Source organism: Haloglomus halophilum, from assembly GCF_024298885.1.
Taxonomy (GTDB): domain Archaea; phylum Halobacteriota; class Halobacteria; order Halobacteriales; family Haloarculaceae; genus Haloglomus; species Haloglomus halophilum.
Window position 1 is genome coordinate 3437490 of sequence record NZ_CP101166.1, and the last position, 21003, is coordinate 3458492.

Sequence of the window (21003 nt, forward strand, 5' to 3'; positions counted from 1 at the left end):
GCACCGAGCGGCCGGCACGACGTGGATCCGTCCGTTCATCGCAGGGGATTTAAGCCGGGCCAGTGGCAGGCAGGCCCATGGACCTCGACAGACGGACCGTGCTCCGGCGGGCCGGCGCGGTCGGCCTCGCCGCCCTCGCTGGCTGTACGGGTGGCGACGGCGACGGCAGCGACGGGGCGAGCGGTCCGGGTGGTGGGTCCCCTTCGGACTCCCCCACGGGCGCATCCAGCCCGTCGCCCACCCCCGCTTGCGGCGACTCCAACTACATCGACGAGGGCGAGTTCTCCTTCGAGTACGGCGTCGTCACGCACAACGACCCGGACAACTACGAGGGAACCGTGCGCATCTACCACATCCGGACGCCGGTCTGCAACTTCCCGGAGGCGAACCCGACGCCGGCGTTCCCGGGAGCGGGGACGCCGACGCCGACCGTTGCGTCGGCGAACTGCGAGGGCGCCTCCGAGACGCTGCTCAAGGAGCAGACCTACCGGGTCACGAGCGACCTCACCTACGACATCGTGGATGCGCCGGTCACCCCGGATGTCGACACCTACCGGCTGGAGTGGGAGGCCGCCGGCGGCAAGGACATCAAGTTCGGGGTCGAGGAGGGGGCCCGGGCGTTCGTGGACACCGACCTGAAGTACGAGTTCTTCGTCTGCAACCCCGGCGCCCGCCGGTTCGGCTTCGCCGTCGCGGACGGGAAGCCGCGTATCGTGCGGTCGCCGACTGCTGATTAGGGGTGTGACGTGAGTTTGTGGTATAGATAACCAATAACTGGGTAATTCTGGAGACAGGTCTCTATCTCCATAGGTATGATAAATATCTCGGGTTCGGGTCATCCCACGACTGATGCTGTCTGATCGAACCGTCCTGTCGACGCTCGCCGCGACAGCTACGACAGCGACGATGGGGTCCTGTCGAAAGCCCCCGCCCGCTCTCGCTGCGATGGAGACTGCCACGGCGGAGTCCTGTAGAAGGCCCCCGCCCGCTCTCCCTAGGACGGCAATAGCCACGACGGAGTCCTGTTGAAAGCCCCCGCCCGCTCGACCGGTTGCGGCTCGCTGCGCCCCTCGGGCTCGCTACGCTCACCCTGCGGTGCTTGCGTCGCCTCACCGGGTCGAGCGGGCGGCCCCTTTCAGTCCCGCCCTGTTTCTGGTTCGGCCGAGCGTCCGCGCGTGGTGGTTCCAGCGGAGCGCTAGTGGCCCCACACCTCCCCGAGCCAGCGGCGGGCGTGTTCCGGCACGCTCGCTGGCGCGAGCGGCCTTCACAGCAGGGCCGCTGGCGCGCTTCCTGGTCCCGGAACCGGCCGGCCGAGCAACCACACTCCGGCCGGGAGCGCGTGCCGAGCGCAAGCGAGGTCGCACGTGTCGGGGGACGGAGTCCCCCGTACCCCGCGGTGGAACCGCGGGAACCCGGGGAAGGGCAGGGCCACAGTGCGCGCCGAACAGCCGAATCCTGGCGGACTCGAAGGGCGAGCGCGCTCAGCGTGCCCCCGACGACGCAAGCACCGCAGGGAGCGAACGAAGTGAGCGACCGAGGAGCGCAGCGAGGGTGAGGCCGGAGGCCGAACGACGGAAGTCGCAGCCCGGAACGGCGCCGAAGGCGCCGCATGCCCGGACCGTCTTCCGGAACGCGGGTACCTGAGCACGTGAGGGCTTCGTAGGTGTCACCGTCCGCACTGTAGTCGTGAGAACCCGAGATCTCCATAGCAATCCCCACCCCACCCAGCCACGCGACCCACCCCACATCCTGCCTGCCATCCGAGCGGGAGTCTTCAAGTGTGCCCCCCGACAGCGGTGGGTATGCGACTCGACGACGTGCGGGTGCTCGACCTGACCCGCCTCCTGCCGGGACCGTACGCCACCCAACTCCTCGCGGACATGGGCGCCGATGTCGTCAAGATAGAGGACACGGGCGCGGGCGACTACGCCCGCCACACCCCGCCGGTCACCGACCGCGGGACAGGCGCGCTGTTCGACTCGGTCAACCGGGGCAAGCGCTCGGTCGCGCTCGACCTCAAGAGCGACGAGGGGCGCGCGGCGTTCATGGACCTCGCCGCCGACGCGGATGTCGTCTTCGAGCAGTTCCGTCCGGGCGTCGTGGACCGACTCGGCGTCGATTACGAGAGCGTCCGCGAGGTCAACGACGAGGTCGTCTACTGCTCGCTGTCGGGCTACGGCAACAGCGGTCCCTACCGCGAGCGCGCCGGCCACGACCTGAACTACATCGGCGTCGCCGGTCTGCTCGACATGACCCGGAACGGCGAGGACGACGCACCCCGGGTACCGGGCTACCAGATCGGCGACCTCGGCGGCGGCCTGTTCGCCGCGTTCAGCATCGTCTCCGCCCTGCTCTCCCGGGAACTCGGCAACACCGGCGGCGAGTACATCGACGTCTCGATGACCGACGTGGTGGCGTCGTTCTCCCAGTCCATCGCGTACGAGGCGCTCGCGGGCGACGACCCGCGCCCCGGCGGGACGGCGCTGACCGGCCTCTACCCGTGGTACGACGTGTACGAGTGCGCGGACGGGAACTACATCACGCTGGGCGCGCTCGAACCCGAGTTCTGGCAGGCGTTCTGCGAGGAGGTTGGCAAGGAGGAGTGGGTCGGCGAGCACATGACCGGCGACCCGGACCGGCGGGCCGCGCTGCGGGAGGCGCTGGAGGAGCTGTTCGCCGAGCGCCCGCGCGACGCGTGGCTCGACGAGCTGAGCGACCAGACGATGACCGGTCCGGTCCTCTCGCCGGCGGAGGCGTTCGAACACGACCAGCTCGCCGAGCGGGTCGTGAAGCGACCCGACGACGCCCCGCCGCGGGTCGGCTTCCCCGCGGCCGGGACGGACGCGCCAGAGGACACCGACGAGTCCGTTCCGGGTCACGGCGAGCACACGGCCGCCGTCCTCCGCGAGGCCGGACTGGACGACGACGAGGTCGAGGCGCTCCGTGACGCGGGTGCCATCAACTGATGCCGGGGACCGACGCGGCCGACAACGTCGGCTTCCTGCTCCCGCAACTGGGTCGGGACCCGGCGGACGTGGCGGCCCGCGCCGAGGACCTGGGGTACGACTCGGTGTGGCTCGGCGAACTCTGGTTCACCGCGTCGCCGGTGAAGCTGGCGCAGATCGTCGAGCGTACGGAGACGGTCGACGTGGGCTCGGCCATCCTGAACACCTACTCCCGGTCCCCCGCGGTGCTGGCGATGACCGCGGCCACACTCCATCGGGACTCGGGTGGCCGCTTCAATCTCGGCCTCGGGACGAGCACCCCAAAGGCCGTCGAGGACCTCCACGGGATGGACTTCGACGACCCGAACCCGGCCCGCCGGCTCCACGAGTGCGTCGAACTCTGCCGCGAGTTCTTCACCGGCGCCGGGCGGGTCGACTACGACGGGCAGGTGTTCCACGCCGCCGATTTCCCCGCGCTCGGGTCGGACGTGCCCATCTACGCCGCCGCGCTCGGGACGGCCAACCGCCGGGTCGTCGCGCGGCTCTGCGACGGCTGGATTCCGCACAACGTCCCGTTCCCCGACCTCGCGGAGTCGTTCGACTACATCCGCGAGCATACGCCCGACGAGCGCGACGCCGACGACATCTCGGTGGCGCCGTACGTCCCCGCGGCCGTCGACGAGGACCCCGCAGAGGCCCGGGACGCGATCCGCGGCCACGTCGCCTACTACGTCGGCAACGGCGAGGGGTACCGGCGCGCGGTCGCCTCGCGGTTCCCGGAGGGTGCGGAGGCAGTCGCGGAGGCGTGGCGGTCGGGCGAGCGCGCCGCGGCCCGCGAGGCCGTCACCGACGAGATGGTCGACGCCCTCGGAATCGCCGGCACGCCCGAGGAGGCCCGCGAGCAGTTCGACGAGCTCTGTGCGATGGACGTGCTCGACCAGCCGCTGGTGACGATTCCACAGGACGCCTCCGGCGTGCTGGACGCGACCATCGAGGCGCTCGCACCGGCGAACCGCTGAGTCCGTCCCCCTTCTCGCTCAGTCGCCAGGCCGGACCACCGCGTCCTGGTAGCCCAGCAGGTCCGCCAGCTGGCGTCGCTTCAGCAGCGCGAAGCCCAGGAAGACGATGGCGAAGCCGCCGATGGTCGCCAGCGTGATGGACTCGTCCAGCAGGACGACACCCGCGACGGTCGCCACGACCGGAACGAGGTAGGCGACGAGGCTGGTCTCCAGGGCACCGTAGCGTTCGAGGATGGTGAAGTAGATGACGAACGCCAGGGCCGTCGAGAAGACGCCGAGGTAGACGATGGCGCCGATGGCCGTCTGCGAGAACGTCGCGCCCGCCAGTCCTTCGCCGGCCGCGAGGCTCCCGAGGTGGAGCAGGACCCCGCCCAGCGCCATCGACCAGCCCGTGAGCGCGCTGCTCGCCATCGTCGGTTTCGCCCGGTCGACGAGGACGCCGCCGAGCGCGACGAACAGCACCTGCCCGAGGATGATGACCTTCCCGACGAGGTCGGTGGCCAGCAGGTTCGACGGGTCCGGCCGGACGATGAGTCCGACGCCGAGAAAGCCCAGCAGGATACCCGCGGCCCCCGCAGGTGTGAGCCGCTGGTCGAGCAACAGGAGCGCCCACAGCGTCGTGAGGATTGGCACGAGCCCCTGCAGGATGGCGGCGACGCCGCTGGGCACGGTCTGCTGGCCGACGAACAGGAGCGCGTTCGCCGCGACGAGGAAGGTCCCGCCCGCGAGGACGGCACTCACGTCGCGGCGCTCGGTCGGTCGGCGGTCGCCCGGTGCCGCCGTCACGGCGACGTACGCCAGCAACAGGACACCGGCCACGTCGTAGCGGAACGCGGCGAACAGGATGGGCGGGAGGTCACGCAGGCCGACCGTGATGGCAGGGAACGACAGCCCCCACATCGTCGCGAGGGCGCCGAACAGGAGGACTGCAGAGCGACGGGACACATCGGTGAATCGGACGGATGCCGTATCAGTCCGTCGGAAGGGTGGGTACGGGTGGCGTGGGACGGTCCCCGAACCGGGGCCTTACAGCCCGTCGCCGATGCGCTCGCCCGTCTCCAGTCCGTTCCGGAGCGCGGTGTGGAGGCGGGCCTCGCCGGCGACCCAGTCGCCCGTGAAGTGGAGGCCGTACTCGGCTGCCTGGTCGAGGAGGTCCGTGTCCGCCCCCTCGTCGGGGAGGGCGTACCGCCACCCCTGATGGTCGGTCCAGTCGGGGTCCGTGAGATGCGGCTCGCCGAGCAGGTCGGCCGTCGCGTCCGCGACCGACGTACAGACCGATTCCGTGTCGTCGTCGTACCGTTCGCGGGACCACTCCGGCGACAGCTGGACGACCAGCAGCGACTCGCCGTCCGGGACGTGGCCGTCCTTGCACTCTTCGCGCGCGAGCCAGCCGATGTCGTGGTTCTTGTCGACGTTCACGAGCGCGTACCACTCGCGGTCGAGCGCCGTGTCGTAGCCGAGGACGGCCGTGACGATGGTCCGGTAGGAGACGGAGGCGGCCTCGCTCGCCAGGTCCGTCCGGAGGTCCCGGTCCCACTCGGCGTCACGCAGGAGTTCGGCGGTCTGTGGCGCCGGCGGGTTCAGTACCAGCCGGTCGAACGGGCCGTACGACTCGCCCTCGTCGTCGAGGAGCGTCCACGTGCGGTCGGTGTTCCGCCGGACGGTCTCCACGCGGGTCCGCCGGTGGACCGTCGCGTCCGTGGTCCCGAGAAGGCGTTTCGCGATCTGCGTGAGGCCACGCTCGTAGCTCCACTTGTGCTCGTCGGCGTCCTGTCCCTCCGAGATTGTTCCCTCGGCGTCGAACGTCCACACCGGTTCCGTCACGTCCACCAGTCCCTCGCTGTCGAGGTCCTCGGTCAGGAGCCGGCTGACCCGTTCGTCGTCGGATTTCACGTAGTTGGCGCCGTAATCGTAGACGTACTCGTAGTCGCCGCGCCGGCGGGTCGCCGCGCGGCCGCAGACGCCACCCGACTTCTCGACGACGGTCAGGTCGGCGTCCGCGTTCCGGAGCGCGTATGCCGCGGCGGCGGCCCCGGCCCCTGCCCCCACGAACCCGATTCGTGTCATGCGATTCCCTAGCGGTGGACGGCGGGAAAACGTTCCTCTCCCGGCGAGACGAGGGGGATGACGGAGACGATTCCGGGGCGGTCCGGAACCGGGTGCGTCGCCGACCGGGGGGACGAGGGGGGCGCCCTGCTCGTCGCGTACCCGTTCCGTTCAAGTGTGGAAGTCGCATATCCCCTGGCAACGAGATGAGCGAGGACTTCTACGAGGTACTGGGGGTCTCACGCGATGCGAGCGAGGACGAGATCAAGCAGGCCTACCGGAAGAAGGCGGCCGAGTATCACCCGGACGTGAGCGACGACCCGAACGCCGAGGAGAAGTTCAAGCAGGTCAAGAAGGCAAAGGAGGTGCTCACGGACGAGGAACAGCGACGCGCGTACGACCAGATGGGCCACGAGCGCTTCGAGCAGGCCGAGAAGCGCGGTGGCTTCGACGGCGGCGCGGGCGGTGCCGGTGGCGGCCCCTTCGGCGGTGGCGCCGGCGGCGACCCGTTCGGCGGTGGCGCGGGCGGGATGGGCGACATCTTCGAGCAGTTCTTCGGCGGCGGTGGCGGCGGCGGTGGACGCGGCGGTGCCCGGCAGGGAGCCGACCTCCGAACGTCGCTGACCATCACCATGGAGGAGGCGTATCAGGGCGTCACGAAGCAGCTGAACATCACGCGCCCCGAGCAGTGCCCGGACTGCGACGGCTCCGGTCATCCACCGAGCGCTGACTCGGAGACCTGTCCCCAGTGTAACGGCCGCGGCCAGGAGACGACGGTCCGGCAGACGCCGCTCGGGCGCGTCCAGCAGACCCGGACCTGCAGCCGCTGTGAGGGCGAGGGGACGCTGTACGACGAGACCTGCTCGACCTGTGGCGGCGAGGGCGTCACGCGCGAGGACGCGAGCCTGGAGGTGGAGATCCCCGGCGGTATCGACAGCGGGCAGACCCTCCGCATGGAGCGCGAGGGCGCGCCAGGCGAGGGCGGCGGGCCGAACGGCGACCTGCTCGTCGAGATCCAGGTCGAGGACCACCCGGAGTTCGACCGCGACGGCGCCGACCTCCACTACACGCTCCCGGTCTCCTTCCCGCAGGCCGTCTTCGGCGACACCGTCGAGATACCGACGCTCGACGGCAAGGTCGAGATGGACCTCGATGCGGGCGTCCAGTCCGGCGAGACCCGGCGGCTCCGCGGCAAGGGGATGCCCCGACTCCAGCGCCGCGGCCAGGGTGACCTCCTGGTCCACGTGCAGGTCGTCACGCCCCAGAACCTCAACGAGGAGCAGCGCGAGGCACTGGAGGCGTTCGCCGAGGCCTCCGACGAGGACCTCTCGGTCGACCAGAGTTTCTTCGAGAAGATCAAGAGCAGCTTCTGAGTCGGCCGCATTCCTGCCGCTTCACTTCCACTCCGGTCCGCCCGCGAATTTAAACGTGATGCGGCCCATATCTCCGGTAAGAGGGCCCCATGAGCGAGCAGTCGGACGCCGACCCGGACCTGTCGTTCTCGACCGCGGCCGACCTCCGGGAGGCGTCGGACGACGGTCCCGGGACCGGCCCCAGCGACGCGTTCGCGGACCTGCGCCATCCCGAGCGGACCTTCCCCCGCGCCGGCGGGATGCGCTACGAGGGTGCGACGGTCATCGAACTCACACCCCGGGACGGACCGGTCGACGAGGTCGAACTGGTCGCGCTGACCGACACGGTGCTGTCGGCCGACCGCTACCGGGTCGGTGACTGGTTCGACCTGCCGCTCCCGGTCTTCCTCGTCCACGACGACGAGACCGGGGACACGTTCCGCGTGGCCGTCCGCGAGGCGGCCATCGAACTCCACGTCCGGTCAGAGACGGGCGCTGGGGGCCTGCGCGCGTTCCACGACCGACTCGTCGAGGTCGCGGCCGGAGAGGCGACGGGGACGAGCAGTCGCCCCGACTGGCGGGTGACACGACGGACGGACTGAGAGCGGACGGACCGAGAGCGGACGGACCGAGAGCGGACGGACCGAGAGGGAGTATCACGCCCTGCCTCGACCTTTGGACGGTTTCTCGAATTTATTGATAAGGTCGTACGGGCACCGTTGGACCAAGCGATGACCGAACTGAACAGGCGGAGTTTCGTGCGGGCCGCGGGGGTCGCCGGCGCCGGCGCCGCGTTCGCGGGCCCGGCCGGCGCGCGGACGGTGGCAGAGGAACTGGACACGGACGGGGGGCGCCAGGAGGTCCTCGTCGTCTTCCGCGACACCGACGACCAGTCCCTCCTCGACGAGCTCGACCTGCCGGTCGGGCGCTTCGACTACCAGGTGCTGCCGATGTCGTGGACGGAGCTCGACGGCGACCAGATCGCCGCCCTCGCCGAGCGCGAGGCGGTCCGCTACGTCAGCGACACGTTCGAGCTGGAGTACTTCAACGATGTCGGGTCCCGCAAGTCGATGCACGTCGAGGCGGTGAACGCCGCGGCCGACTTCGCCAGCGCCGAGTTCAACGGCGAGGGCGTCGACACCGTCGTCATCGATTCGGGCATCGACGGGTCGCACCCGGACTTCCAGGGCCGCATCGTCGGCAACTACGAGTTCGTCGACGAGCCGTTCGGCGACCGTGACCCCGAGATGTGGGTCGACATCGGCCCCGGCGACTCCGACGACATCGGGCACGGCCAGCACTGCTGTGGCACCGTCGCGGGCGACGGGTTCGCCTCGAAGACGGAGGGAACCGGCCCGTACGTCGGGATGGCACCTGCGGCGCGCCTCTCGGCGTACTCGGTGAGCCAGGCGGTCTACCTCCCGTACGCGGTCGGCGCGTGGGACCACATGCTCGCACGGAAGCGCGACGAGAGCGACGACTTCGACCCGGTCGTCTGCTCGAACTCCTACGGCGTGGCCCGCGGCAACCGCTACAACCCGCTCGACCCGCTGAACGTCGCCACGTGGGAGGCGTTCCAGGAGGGGATACTCCCGGTGTTCGCGCTGGGGAACAGCGGCCCCAGCGAGGGCACCGCCTCCCGGTACGCGAAGGCCCCCCACGTCCTCGGCGTCGCCGCCAGCCGGAAGGACGAGACGGTCACGGAGTTCTCCTCGCGTGGACGGAGCGTCGGCACCGAACTGCCGAACGCCGAGGAGGCGGTCACCGCGGAGTACCACGACCGGCAGTCGCTCCTCGAGAACATGGAGGGGTATCACGCCCTCACGCGCGACGGTCGGCTCATCGTCGACCAGGGGACCCTGTCGGGGACCCTCGGTCCCGGGGTCAAGGACCCGGCCGGCGGAACGGGTGTCGATCAGGACGCCGGCGTCGTCACGCATCACCTGAAGATGCCCGACGGCGACGAGGACCTGCTCGCGGGGACGCTGTCGCTGACCCCCGACGGCCAGCAGGTGACCGTCTCCTTCTACACGGACTACGGCGAACCCGACGAGGAACTGCTCGCACGGATGGGCGAGGAGCCGGTGAAGATCCACGAGGACATCGCCCTCGACGTGCCCGGTGGCGAGCCGGTCACCGTCGAGTTCGACCCGCAGGTGACCGCCGCCGTGCAGTACGAGTTCGACTACCGGGTGTACGACCTCATCGAGTCCGACGGGGACTCGCTCGAGCAGGCCTCGCTCGACGCCTTCCGCCCGCTCACGCTCTACCGGCCGGGCATCCTCACCCACGGGAACAGCGTCATGTCGACGTTCGACCCCGAGGACGCGCTGGCGCCGCTCTCGACGGGGGACGGGGAGCCGTTCTACGGGCGCATCTCCGGCACCTCGATGGCCTGTCCGGCCGCGGCGGGCATCGCGGCGCTCGTCATCGAGGCCGGGCGCTCGCACACGACGGAGGCCGCCCCTGATGGCCTGGCGTTCGTCGGTCACGAGGACGCCGGCGAGCCCGGCACCTTCGGCCCGATGGATGTCATCCGGACCATCGAGGCGACGGCGGACCACAACCCCGGCTACACGGTCGCCAAGGCCGGGCCGGGGCACGTGAACGCCGAGGCAGCCGTCGAGTTAGCGAAGAACGGGGCGTTCGCGACGGCCAGTGAGGCACACGACAACCTCGTCTCCGGCACGGATGACGGGGGCGACGGCGCGACCGTGAGTGCGGGCGGAAGCCGCGCCGACGACGGGCAGGTGTTCACCGCGGGCGGGACGAATCAGGTCGACATCACCGTCGAGAACCCGTCGGCGGACGTGACCGTGTACGACGAGATCCCCGACTCATGGACGGTCGTCTCCGGTGAGCCGACACAGTCGACCGAAGACGGACGACAGGGCGTGGAACTCGGGACGGTCCCGGCCGGCGAGACGCGGACGCTGACCTACTTCGTCGAAGCGCCCGACGGCCCGGCAGCGACCAACCAGTACACCTTCGGCCCCGCGACGGCGGAGACGGAGGCCGCGGCGACGCAGGTCGCGGGCACCGAGACGAACTACGTCGTCGGTGCCGGAACCAGCCCGTCGTTCTGAACTGGCCACGGCTGCGCGGGCGCCTGCTCGCCACTGCACCCTAACGGTCCGTTCGCCGCTCCACTGATGCGGTTCCGGTGCGGCCGCTCTCGCCCGTGCGGCCGTGAAGAGATGACCTGTCGCGGTCCTACTCACCCAGCGCGAAGCCGACGCCGAGGAAGACGACGGCCAGCGCGAGGTGCAGGAAGTTGTCGGCCGTGTTCAGCGCGATGAGGTCCGCGAACAGGTCGAACAGGACGAACCCGAGGATGGTCACCAGCAGGTAGACCACGCCGAGCGCCTTGTTGTACTCCGACGCGTACTGGCCGCCGGCGTAGTAGCCCGCCGCGAGGCCAGCCAGCCCCGAGAGGAGGTGGATGGCGTCGTGCAGGTAGTTGCGACCGAAGATGATGAGTTCGCCGCTGGCGCCGCCCAGCACCGGGCCGAGAACGCCCACCAGTGCGAGGACCGCACCGAACAGGACCGCGACGATTGTCTGTGGGCTGCCACCGATTCCGCCTGCGTTGGCCGTCTCCGTTGCTTGTGCCATTGCGTCCGTAGAGGTCCGGTACTGGTTAATTACGATTTTCCAGACTGTTACGGAACTGGGTCCCACATCACGCCCAAATTGCCGGAAGTCGGCCGTTTATATACGGTGTTCCGGTGCCGGTATCCGGTGCGTTTAGGGGGAAGGCCCGCGGGTGAGAGAACGATGGAGGGCGTTCTCTGGTACGTGCTGACGGGCACACGAGGCGGGTCCAACCGGGCCCGTATCCTCAGAGCCATCGATGAACGCCCCCGCAACGCGAACAAGCTGGCCGAGGAGCTGGAGCTGGACTACAAGACCGTCCGCCACCATCTCGACGTGCTCAAGGAGAACGACATCGTCCGTGACACGGGCGACGACTACGGTGCCGTCTACCTGCCGACCGACCGCGCACGGCAGAACTGGGACACGGTCGAGGAGATAATCCGGAACGCGCTCTGACGCGGCGGTCCTCCCGTCCGGGCGCCCGGAGCGGTTGGGGTAGTGGGGCCGGATTTGGGAAAACGTATACCCGGTGACGCGGTCAAGCACGACCAGATACAGAGAATGGCCTCAACACTCGTCGACGCGGTCCGCCTGCTGACCGTACTGAACCTGTTCGTACTTCTGGGTCTCGCGGCGGTCTGGGGCCGGAACTGGTGGGAACTGCGCTCGAAGCACGCCTTCGGACTCCTGCTGTTCGCCCTCCTGCTCATCGGCGAGCACGCACTCGGGGCGTACCTGTTCCTGCTGGACCCCACCGTCTCGGCGTGGATCGGGAACCCACAGCAGGTGCCGCCGCCGGCACAGACCGCGATGGCCGCGTTCCGTGCGCTGGAGTTCGCCGGGCTCGCGTTCCTCGCCTGGGTCACGTACGACTGAGACGACACCCGCTGCCGAGGCCATTCTCCCCCTCTCCCGCTGCCGACATCCCGCACCCGCAAGCGACTTGCCACCGGCCCGTCTCTCACGGCGCATGACCGTCTCTCGCGAGGTCGAACTGGAGGGACACATCATCGACTCCGGGATGATGCAGTCCGCCTTCGGTATCATCATGGACATGGGTGGGTCGTTCGACGTCGAGGAGTTCGACATCGGCCGCTCGAAGACCGAGACCTCCTACGCGCTCCTCACCGTCAGCGCGGACGACCCCGGAACGCTGCAGGCCATCGTCCACGAACTCCACCAGAACGGTGCCAACCCCGCCGACCCGGACGATGTCGAACTGACGCCCGCGCCCGACGACCAGGTCGTCCCGACCGGCTTCTACTCCACGACCAACCACCCGACCGAGATCCGCGTCGACGGTGAATGGCTCGCCGTGGACGACATCGAGATGGACTGTGCGGTCGTCGTCGAGGGGGTGGCGCCACGCGACACCGATGCGAGCGGCGAGGCGGCCGAGCCGCGAGCGGATTCGGAGCCCCGCGCGTACACGAAGGTGCTCAACGCCATCGACGAGGGCGACCTCGTCGTGACCGGCGAGGCCGGTATCCGTGTCCGACCCCCCGAGCGCCCCCGCGGGAGCGAGGGCGCCTTCGGCTTCATGCAGGGCGGCGTCTCCTCGGAACGCCCGTCCGAGTCGACCATCGAGAAGGTGGCCGACGCCATCGCCGAGACCAAGCGCGAGGGCGGGAAGGTCCTCGCGGTCTGTGGTCCCGCGCTCATCCACTCCGGCGCACGCGAGGAACTCGCCCGTCTCGTCCGGGAGGGGTACATCGACATGATATCCGCGGGCAACGGGTTCGCCGTCCACGACATCGAGCGCGACCTCTACGGCACCTCGCTCGGCATGAACACGGAGACGCTCGACCACGCCCGGAAGGGCCACAAGCACCACATCTACACCATCTCCGAGGTCATCCGCGCGGGCGGCATCGAGCAGGCCGTCGAGGACGGCCTCGTCGAGTCCGGCGTGATGTACGAGTGCGTCGAGAACGACCGCCCGTACGTGCTGGCCGGGTCCATCCGCGACGACGGCCCGCTGCCCGACACCATCACCGATGCCGTCGAGGCACAGAACGCCATCCGTGAGCAGGCCCACGAGGCCGACATGGTGCTGATGCTGTCGACCCTGCTGCACTCGGTCGCCGTCGGGAACTGCCTCCCCTCCACGACCCGGGTCGTCTGCGTCGATATCAACCCCGCGACCGTCACGCAGCTGCTGGACCGCGGCTCCGCGCAGGCCGTCGGGATGGTCACCGACATCGGCACGTTCGTCCCCATCCTCGCCGAGAAGATCCTCGACGAGGAGGTGTGAGGACTCCCCCGGTCACCCTGACTCCTCCCCCGGCCGATGCCCCCCGTCGAGTGCGAGCCAGCACGGCTCGTCGAACACGAGCCAGCACGGTCGTGTGACCGTGAAGATGTTCGCGGCCACGCTTTTCCGGGTGCCGCCCGTGAGTTCCGGCGATGCCAACCGAAGGCGATACCGCCCCGAGCTTCACCGCGACGCGCGGTACCAGCGACCACGAACCGTTCGACCTCGACGACGTCCTCGGTGACGGGCCCGTCGTGCTGGCGTTCTTCCCCGGCGCGTTCACCCCGCCGTGCAGCAACGAGATGGTCGCGCTCCAGGCCCACCTCGACGACTTCGAGGACGCGGGCGCGACGCTGCTCGGCGTCAGCGCCGACTCCCCGTTCTCGCAGGGTGCGTTCCGCGAGGAGCACGGGCTGGAGTTCGACCTCGTGAGCGACATGGCCAGGGAGGCCATCAGCGCGTACGACCTCGAGATCGACATCGGCGACATCGGCCTGCACGGTATCGCGAACCGCGCGGTGTACGTCCTCGACGACGAGGGGACGGTCACGTTCGCCTGGGAGGCCGACGACCCGACGAACGAACCGGACTACGAGGCGGTGCTGGCGGCCGTCGAGTCGGCGTAGGGCTGTCCCGCGGCGACCGGGACTCGCAGATATCTACCGTAACAACGAGATATCTGTCTAATGAACGGATCACCTCGGAGAATATCCTGGTATGGGGGTTGTCTAGCCGATTCAGACGCCACCGACGGTCTTGCGGAACTCGGTGATCTCCGAGCGAGCCGTCTGGATGGTGCTGGCCGCGTCGCCGCCCACCTCGTCGGCCAGGTCGTCGAGTTTGAGCAGGATGTTGGCGAGGGCGCCGTGGTCCGGGCCGTTCTCCTGGTCGGCCCAGCCCTGGACGCGGTCGGCGAACCCGGTCAGCCGGTCGGCGGTATCACCCTCGGCGGCCTCGGCGGCCTCGGCGATGCGGTCGCTGGCGGTGCGCAGGTGCTCGCGGGGGTCGTCGCTCATGTGCGGCGCTTCCGCGGAGGAGGGTAAAACGGTGTCGCTCGCCCTACACCGGCTCCGTCAGCGGCACGACCACGGTCGGGCGCGTCGTCTCGAGGAGGAGGTCCTGTGCCGTCGAGCCGAACACGAGCTTGCCCGTCGGCGACCGCTTCCGGATGCCGATGACGAGTTCATCCACCGCGTTCTCGTCGGCGAACTGGACGAGGTCCTCCTGGGGACTGTTGCCGCGGATGAGCTGGTGGGCCTCCGCGTTGGGGAGTTCGCCCTCGGCGTACTCCGTGGCCTCACGCCCCTCGATGACGTCCTTGTCGCTCGTCTCCTCGCCGCCGGGCAACGAGTTCACGATGAACACCGTGTCCTCGTCCGTCAGGGTACCCGTGAGGTAGTCGACCAGCTGCTCTGCAGTCTCTCTGGAGTCCACGCCGACCAGATAGCGCGTCATACCTCGGGTGACTCGCGGCTGGTATATAAAAACGGGCGATGATTGACCGGCCTCGGGACGGACCCGGGCCAATCCGGGCCGACGCGCCCCGTGGATGCGCACCGAGCATACGGCAACGTATTTGTATATCTGGCAGGAATTGCCGCCCGATATGCGCCCCACACCGGGCGGGTGGCCAGCGTGACCGCGACGCGGCGGCGACTGGCGCAGGAACTCGGCGTCGTCACGGGGTTCGAGGACCCCGTGGCGGCGCTGGAGCAGTACCACACGCCGCCGGACCTGGCCGCACACATCGTCCACGTCGCGGACCTGCAGGGCGACATCGAGGACGAGACCGTGCTGGACCTGGGCTGTGGCACCGGGATGTTGTCGCTGGGTGCGGCGTTGCGCTCGCCGGCGCGCGTCGTCGGCGTGGAACTCGACGCGGACGCGCTCGTGACCGCCCGCGAGAACGAGCGCCGGGTGGGCGCCCGCGCGGACGTGGCGTGGGTGCGCGGGGACGCGACCCGCCTCCCGCTCTGCCCGCCGGACTGTACGGTGCTGATGAACCCGCCGTTCGGCGCGCAGGACGGCAACGAACACGCCGACCGCGCGTTCCTCGAGACCGCCGCCGAGGTGGCACGCGTCTCCTACTCGGTCCACAACGCCGGGAGCGAGGCGTTCGTCGAGTCGTTCGCCGCGGACAACGGCGGCGAGGTCACCCACGCGTTCCAGGCCGAGCTGGAGCTTCCACACCAGTTCGACCACCACGATGCGGAGGCCGGCGTCGTCGACGCCGAGGTGTTCCGTATCCGCTGGCGCGACGACGCCTGAGCGGGTGCACGCCGCGCCCGGTCCTCAGTTGTAGTTCTCCTTCCGCGCCACCTGCACGCGGGTCCCGTTCCGCGAGACGTACAGCCCGCGGTCCTCCCGGATGACCCGGAGGCCGCCGACCTCGACGTGGGTGCCGTTCGCCGGGACGGGTGCGCGCCCGAGTCGCTCGCCTCCCCACGTGACGTTGACCGCGAACGCGTTCGGGTCGTCCGCCCGCCCGGGGAGCGGGTCGATGGAGACGTTCCGCCCGGCGACGGTCGGGCCGGCCCGGGCAGGGTCGGACCGGTGGGCGAACTGCCACGGCTCGCCCGCGACCCGCAGCCGGACGCGGTAGGTCGTCGGGCCGCCGACGGCCGACCACCCGGTCCGGTTCACGACGACTGTCCGCCGGTAGGTGGGACCGCCGAGGACAATCCGCTGGGTTCCGTCGAACGCGAGCCGGCGTTCGCTGACGGTCTCCCACCAGATGTTGCGTTGCTCGCTGACGACGATGGCACCGGAGACGGTGACGTTCGAGGTCTGCACCCCGGGCACGTCGAAGGCGGTGACGAACCGGTCCGGAACGTCCTCGGCGTAGTAGACGGTGTAGTCGCCGGCCTCGACGCCGCTCTCGTCCTCGAAGCCGCTCCCGCCGTCGGCGATGGCGAGCAGGTTGTACGGCACCGCCACGGCCGAGAGCGCGACGAGGACGCTCAGGAGTAGTCCGAGCGCTGCCTCCCGTCGCGAGAGGTCGATACTGGTGATCAGGTCACGGGCGGTCGCGCCGGCCCCGCTGGCAACGAGCGCCGCGATGAGGAACAGGAGCGCCACACCGCCGGCGCGGTAGAGGACGAAGCTCCCGCCCTCGCCGTAGGTGTAGACGGCCCAGAGGCCGCGGTCGACGGCGAACAGGAGCGCTGCCACCCAGACGAGTGCGGGGGAGGACCCTTCCCGGCGCCGGGCGACGACGAGCGCACCCAGCAGGACACCGAGGAAGAACCCGATGGCGTGGCCCTGGATGGCGATCTCGGCCCAGTACGGCGAGGAGAACGAGGGCCCCGGCGTGGCGGTCGATGTGGGACTGCGGAGCGCCCGGTAGACGAGACCGAGCAGGTCACCTGCGAGGAGGATGCCGATGGTGCCGACCGGGTAGCGGACGATGGCGAACCCGGCGTACGCGAAGACGACGCCGGAGAAGCCGATGACCGGCCCGAGCGAGAACGCCCCCATGAAGACGCCCGCGAACAGCGTCACGGCGACGAAGGCGGCGATACGGGCCCGCGGGTCCTCGCGGAGCGACCGGAACGACTGGCTCCCCCGGGCCGTGGGGAAGTGGCTCCACGCGTACTCCGCGAGGACGCCGAACGTGAACGTCCCGAGCAGGTTCCCGACGAGATGCCCCGGCCCGGAGTGGGCGAACCCGGCCGAGAGGATACCGAGCGGGTAGAAGTACGACCACGCGCGGTACGGGATGACCAGCGGCTGGAACCAGTGTGTCAGTCCGTCCTGTGGGACGAGATAGAACAGCAGGACCAGCGCCACGACGACGAGCGTTCCCCAGGGGACGCCGAGGACGAACCGTGAGCGGAGGTGCCGCCCCCAGCGACCCCCGGGGCGAGCGAGCGCGTAGAGCACACCACTGGAGACAAGCGCGGTGACCGCGATGGCGAGGTACCAGACCACGGGCGGTACGGCGGCCATACCCGCCCTCCGGTGGCCGACGGATTAACTGACGGGGGTTCGGCCGTGGCCGCCACTCGCACGGCAACGCGCCTGCCGCTCCGAGGTCCGACTCACGCCGGGTCGTAGTACCGGACACCGTCCTCGACGGTGGCGACGACCTCGCCCTCGGATTCGAGGTGGGCCAGCGCGCTCATCGCCTCGGGGAGGAGGTAGCGGACGCTCCGGTCGTCGCCGGCGATACCCATCGCGACGCCCGGAACCGTCCGGACGCCGTCGGCGACCTGCTCGCGGACACCGTCGAGCCGTCGCTCCAGCGACCCGCGGTGGCGCTCGACCACGCCAGCGAGGTCGTCGTGGACGGGGCCGTGACCGGGGTAGACGCGGTCGGGCGCCGGCCCCAGGTCGTCGAGACGGTCCAGCCCGCGGACGAAGGCTGCAAACGCCCCGCGGTAACCGTCGTCGAGCCCGTCGTGGATGACGACCGGACGGAACGGCTGGATGCCGGCATCGCCCGAGAGGAGGGCGTCCTCACCGTCGAGCGTGGTCGCGTAGACGAGGTGATCGGCCTGGTGACCGGGCGTGTGCGTCGCGGTCAGGTCGAGGTCGCCGACGGTGAAGGTCTCGCCCGGGTCGACCCAGTGGTCGACCGCCGTCGGGGGGAGGAACGAGCGGTCGCGTTCCAGTGACTCGCGCGCCATGTCGACCGCGTCCTCGAGCTGGTCGCCCGAGAGCCCTGCCATGGTGGCGTTCTCGCGGACCCGTCGGGCGAGTGCGTCGGCGTCGCGCGAGAACCGCTCACGGACGCCGGTCGGGGCGTGGACCGTCGGGTCGGCCGCCTCGAGGACGGTCGGGACCTGCCCGATGTGGTCCACGTGCGGGTGCGTGACGACGAGGTGCTCGATGTCGGCGACCTCGTAGCCGTGACGGGCTAGCCCCTCGCGGAACGCCTCGTCGTGGCCGCCCAGTCCACGCTCGTCCGGCATCCCCGCGTCCACGAGGACCGGGACGCCGGCGTCGACGACGTAGCAGGCGACGTGCCCGGGCGGGAACTCCACCTCGAACTCGACGCGCCCGACGGAGGCCGTCCCGGCGCGTAGCCGACTCTCGCTCATTCGTTGGAAGCTGATGATGCAGTCAGATAAGCGTTCGTTATTCGGCACAGGACGCCTCTACGCCCCGGAATCTGCGCCTCGGGGGACATCTCAAGTCGCTACACCCGGCGGTGCATGGCGCACCTTTATTTACGGTTGGTGAAAACACCGCACCTGTAATTACCAATGGTAAACGTCAACGAGCGGTTCTCCGTCGAGGGCAAGAACGTCATCATCACAGGGTCGAGCCAGGGCATCGGCCGCGAGACCGCCGAGCAGTTCGCCCACGAGGGGGCGAACGTCGTGGTCACGAGCCGGTCCCAGGAGACCATCGAGGAGGTCGCCGACGGCATCAACGACTCCGACGCCCCCGGTCGGGCCATCGCCGTCGAGTGCGACGTTCGGGAGCGCGAGTCCGTCGAGGCGCTCGTCGAGGCCACCGTCGAGGAGTTCGGCAGCGTCGACTCCATGATAAACAACGCCGGCGCCTCGTTCATGGCCGGGTTCGACGACATCTCGGAGAACGGGTGGAAGACCATCGTCGACATCAACCTCCACGGCACCTTCCACGGCGCGCAGGTCGCGGGCCAGCAGATGCAGGAACAGGACGACGGCGGCACCATCATCAACTTCGCCTCCGTCGCCGGGACCGAGGGCTCGCAGTACATGAGCCACTACGGCGCCGCGAAGGCCGCCGTCGTCAACCTCACCGCCTCGCTGTCGGCGAACTACGCCCCGCACGGTATCCGCGTGAACTGCATCGCGCCGGGCCTCGTCGGCACGGCCGGCGTCGCCTCGCAGATGGGGATCAACCCCGCCGACGTGGACCGCGAGGACGTCGACAAGGAGATGGGCCTGCCCGCGGAGATCGCCGACCTCACCCAGTTCCTCGCCAGCGAGGCCTCCTCCTACATCGTCGGCGAGACCATCACCGCCCAGGGGGTCCCGCCGCTCGAGGACTCCAACATCTGAGTCGGCCTGCCGTCGACTCGCGTCTCCCCAGGTCGAGGCGTCCCCGTTCCGGCGTCGGATTCAAGAACCAGCCGCGAGGGGTGAACGCATGGCAACGAACCGCGATGTCTTCCTGCCGGTCGCCGCCCAGCCGTCCGTCGACGCGCTCGTCGAGCAGGCCCAGTCCGCCGAGGAGATGGGCTACGACCGCGCGTGGCTTCCCGAATCCTGGGGGCGCAACGCCGCCGTCGTCCTGACGAGCATCGCCGAGCGCACCGAGGACATCGGCATCGGGACCTCCATCATGCCGGTCTACTCCCGCTCGCCCGCGCTCATCGGGATGACCGCCGCCACACTCCAAGAGGTCGCCGAGGGCCGACTCCGCCTCGGTCTCGGCCCCTCGGGTCCCATCGTCATCGAGAACTGGCACGGGGTCGACTTCGGCAACCCACTTCGGCGGACCCGCGAGACGGTCGACGTGGTCAAGCAGGTGCTCTCCGGCGAGGAGGTCTCCTACGACGGCGAGTACTTCGACCTCGACGGGTTCCGCTTGCGCTGTGACCCGCCGGACCCGCAGCCGCCCATCGACACGGCCGCGATGGGGCCGAAGGCCGTCGAACTGGCGGGCCGGTTCGCCGACGGCTGGCACGCGCTGATGCTCACCGAGGACGGCCTCGCCGAACGCTACGAGGACTTCCGGCACGGCCGCGAACTGGCCGACAAGGACCCCGACGGCGGCCAGGTGACGCTGTCGCTGACGTGTATGGCGCTGGAGGACCGAGAACGCGCGCGCGAGCTCGTGAGAGGCCACTCAGCCTTCTATCTTGGGGGGATGGGAACCTACTACCGCGACAACATGGCCCGGCAGGGGTACGAGGACATCGCCCACGAGGTGTACGACCTCTGGCAGGAGGGAAAGAAGCGCGAGGCGACCGCCGCCATCGACGACGACCTGCTCGATACGCTCGCTGTCGGTGGGACCCCGGACGAGTGCCGCGAGCGTGTCTCCGAATGGGAGGCGATGGACTGCGTGGACCGCGTCTCCGTCTCGTTCCCGCGCGGCGCGGAGGTCGAGGAGATACTGAACACGGTCGAGGCGCTGGCGCCTGAGGCCTGAGTCGGAATCGTCATCCACCGGACGAGGGGGCACCTCCAAAAATTATCAGCCAGCAACGCGTATTTTTCTGATATTCAGCAACTTCACTACGAACGCCTCGCCCATGTCCTCTGTTCGATACTGTAAGAGAATGTGTGCGAGTGCCTGGATCCGTCGTTCCGGCAGCGAGCGCTCAGGCGGCTGTCGAGCGCGTCGCGTCCCGGCACCCAGACAGCCAGAGGGTGTACTGCGGGTCGCAGTGGTGGCCCTTGGCGCTGAAGGTGGTGGTTTCGTCGTGCGACATGGTACGGTCCGCCTCGAAGGTCTCGCTACAGAGATTAACGTGGCCACGCAGTCTCGCCGGCTCCTCGCGGTGTCCCTCGGTGAGACGGACGTGAACCACGAGGACGTGTTCGTCGTCGGCGCCGCGGGCGGTTCTCTCGTCATCGCGAGGGGTGGCACGCTGTCGTTCGTAGTGTACGTTGAGGCTCGACTCTTCGCACGAGTGCTGGGATTCACCCGACGCGCCCGGCCTCTCGATCCTCCCGGTGGTACAGCCTGCCAGGCCGACCGAGAGGCCCGCGCCAGCGAGTCGGAGGACGCGACGGCGACTGGGATGGGGAATCACGGGCGTGCGTGTCGAACACGGTGACAAGTGCCTTGTGGCGTGACCCGGTCCGCGGGGGAAAGGTGACACCGGCTCCACGGACCGGACCCCGTGG

General features: G+C 69.6%; 21 protein-coding genes. 13 read left to right on the forward strand and 8 right to left on the reverse strand.

The features are described 5' to 3' along the window. Positions 1-77 precede the first annotated feature (77 nt). The 3 genes from NL114_RS21680 (at position 78) to NL114_RS16670 (ending at position 3964) form a co-directional block, all read left to right on the forward strand. Positions 78-737 (forward strand): hypothetical protein, encoded by a 660-nt coding sequence (locus NL114_RS21680; protein WP_286671080.1) that lies wholly within the window; start codon positions 78-80, stop codon positions 735-737. 1065 nt (positions 738-1802) lie between these two features. After that, a complete protein-coding gene (locus NL114_RS16665; protein WP_254822046.1) occupies positions 1803-2966 on the forward strand; it encodes a CaiB/BaiF CoA transferase family protein in 1164 nt (387 codons plus the stop codon). Further along, positions 2966-3964 carry an LLM class flavin-dependent oxidoreductase gene (locus NL114_RS16670; RefSeq protein ID WP_254822047.1) on the forward strand — a complete coding sequence of 333 codons (999 nt, stop codon included), beginning with the start codon at positions 2966-2968 and terminating at the stop codon, positions 3962-3964. The genes NL114_RS16665 and NL114_RS16670 overlap by 1 nt, the downstream gene beginning before the upstream one ends. Before the next feature lie 18 nt (positions 3965-3982). Here the strand turns inward: NL114_RS16670 and NL114_RS16675 are convergent, their stop codons facing one another. Next, positions 3983-4909, reverse strand: coding sequence for a DMT family transporter (locus tag NL114_RS16675; protein WP_254822048.1), 927 nt, complete (start codon positions 4907-4909; stop codon positions 3983-3985). A gap of 81 nt (positions 4910-4990) precedes the next feature. Then, positions 4991-6031: an NAD(P)/FAD-dependent oxidoreductase gene (locus NL114_RS16680; protein WP_254822049.1), complete on the reverse strand. Its 1041-nt coding sequence runs from the start codon at positions 6029-6031 to the stop codon at positions 4991-4993. A 185-nt stretch (positions 6032-6216) separates the two neighbouring features. On the opposite strand from NL114_RS16680, the gene dnaJ reads away from it, so the two are divergent. The 3 genes from dnaJ (at position 6217) to NL114_RS16695 (ending at position 10448) form a co-directional block, all read left to right on the forward strand. After that, positions 6217-7383, forward strand: a complete 1167-nt coding sequence (gene dnaJ, locus NL114_RS16685) for a molecular chaperone DnaJ (RefSeq protein ID WP_254822050.1) — start codon at positions 6217-6219, stop codon at positions 7381-7383. An 89-nt stretch (positions 7384-7472) separates the two neighbouring features. Beyond that, complete coding sequence (locus tag NL114_RS16690) at positions 7473-7964, forward strand: hypothetical protein (protein ID WP_254822051.1); 492 nt, start codon at positions 7473-7475, stop codon at positions 7962-7964. A gap of 129 nt (positions 7965-8093) precedes the next feature. Next, positions 8094-10448, forward strand: a complete 2355-nt coding sequence (locus NL114_RS16695; protein ID WP_254822052.1) for a S8 family peptidase — start codon at positions 8094-8096, stop codon at positions 10446-10448. A 127-nt stretch (positions 10449-10575) separates the two neighbouring features. On the opposite strand, the gene NL114_RS16700 is transcribed toward NL114_RS16695, so the two are convergent. Next, positions 10576-10977: a DUF4383 domain-containing protein gene (locus NL114_RS16700; RefSeq protein WP_254822053.1), complete on the reverse strand. Its 402-nt coding sequence runs from the start codon at positions 10975-10977 to the stop codon at positions 10576-10578. Between the two features lie 162 nt (positions 10978-11139). Here NL114_RS16700 and NL114_RS16705 point away from each other — a divergent pair, with 162 nt between their 5' ends. The 4 genes from NL114_RS16705 (at position 11140) to NL114_RS16720 (ending at position 13839) form a co-directional block, all read left to right on the forward strand. Then, positions 11140-11415 carry an ArsR/SmtB family transcription factor gene (locus NL114_RS16705; protein ID WP_254822054.1) on the forward strand — a complete coding sequence of 92 codons (276 nt, stop codon included), beginning with the start codon at positions 11140-11142 and terminating at the stop codon, positions 11413-11415. A gap of 105 nt (positions 11416-11520) precedes the next feature. Further along, complete coding sequence (locus tag NL114_RS16710; RefSeq protein ID WP_254822055.1) at positions 11521-11835, forward strand: DUF8036 family membrane protein; 315 nt, start codon at positions 11521-11523, stop codon at positions 11833-11835. Positions 11836-11929: 94 nt separating this feature from the next. After that, positions 11930-13213: an ornithine cyclodeaminase, nickel-pincer nucleotide-dependent gene (locus NL114_RS16715; protein WP_254822056.1), complete on the forward strand. Its 1284-nt coding sequence runs from the start codon at positions 11930-11932 to the stop codon at positions 13211-13213. A 152-nt stretch (positions 13214-13365) separates the two neighbouring features. Next, positions 13366-13839, forward strand: coding sequence for a redoxin domain-containing protein (locus NL114_RS16720; protein ID WP_254822057.1), 474 nt, complete (start codon positions 13366-13368; stop codon positions 13837-13839). Between the two features lie 111 nt (positions 13840-13950). Here the strand turns inward: NL114_RS16720 and NL114_RS16725 are convergent, their stop codons facing one another. Then, positions 13951-14229, reverse strand: a complete 279-nt coding sequence (locus tag NL114_RS16725; protein WP_254822058.1) for a DUF7553 family protein — start codon at positions 14227-14229, stop codon at positions 13951-13953. 43 nt (positions 14230-14272) lie between these two features. Continuing rightward, on the reverse strand, positions 14273-14668 hold the full coding sequence (locus tag NL114_RS16730) for a universal stress protein (protein WP_254822059.1): 396 nt from the start codon (positions 14666-14668) through the stop codon (positions 14273-14275). Positions 14669-14848: 180 nt separating this feature from the next. On the opposite strand from NL114_RS16730, the gene NL114_RS16735 reads away from it, so the two are divergent. Next, complete coding sequence (locus NL114_RS16735; RefSeq protein ID WP_350355379.1) at positions 14849-15481, forward strand: METTL5 family protein; 633 nt, start codon at positions 14849-14851, stop codon at positions 15479-15481. Between the two features lie 24 nt (positions 15482-15505). Here the strand turns inward: NL114_RS16735 and NL114_RS16740 are convergent, their stop codons facing one another. Then, positions 15506-17161: a rhomboid family intramembrane serine protease gene (locus NL114_RS16740; RefSeq protein WP_254822061.1), complete on the reverse strand. Its 1656-nt coding sequence runs from the start codon at positions 17159-17161 to the stop codon at positions 15506-15508. Between the two features lie 92 nt (positions 17162-17253). Next, positions 17254-18255: an MBL fold metallo-hydrolase gene (locus NL114_RS16745; protein ID WP_254822062.1), complete on the reverse strand. Its 1002-nt coding sequence runs from the start codon at positions 18253-18255 to the stop codon at positions 17254-17256. Between the two features lie 165 nt (positions 18256-18420). Here NL114_RS16745 and NL114_RS16750 point away from each other — a divergent pair, with 165 nt between their 5' ends. Next, positions 18421-19206, forward strand: coding sequence for an SDR family NAD(P)-dependent oxidoreductase (locus NL114_RS16750; RefSeq protein ID WP_254822063.1), 786 nt, complete (start codon positions 18421-18423; stop codon positions 19204-19206). An 88-nt stretch (positions 19207-19294) separates the two neighbouring features. Further along, complete coding sequence (locus NL114_RS16755; RefSeq protein WP_254822064.1) at positions 19295-20302, forward strand: TIGR04024 family LLM class F420-dependent oxidoreductase; 1008 nt, start codon at positions 19295-19297, stop codon at positions 20300-20302. A 172-nt stretch (positions 20303-20474) separates the two neighbouring features. Here the strand turns inward: NL114_RS16755 and NL114_RS16760 are convergent, their stop codons facing one another. Next, entirely contained in the window at positions 20475-20909 is a 435-nt protein-coding gene (locus NL114_RS16760; protein ID WP_254822065.1) for a hypothetical protein, read from the reverse strand. Between the last annotated feature and the right edge of the window lie 94 nt (positions 20910-21003).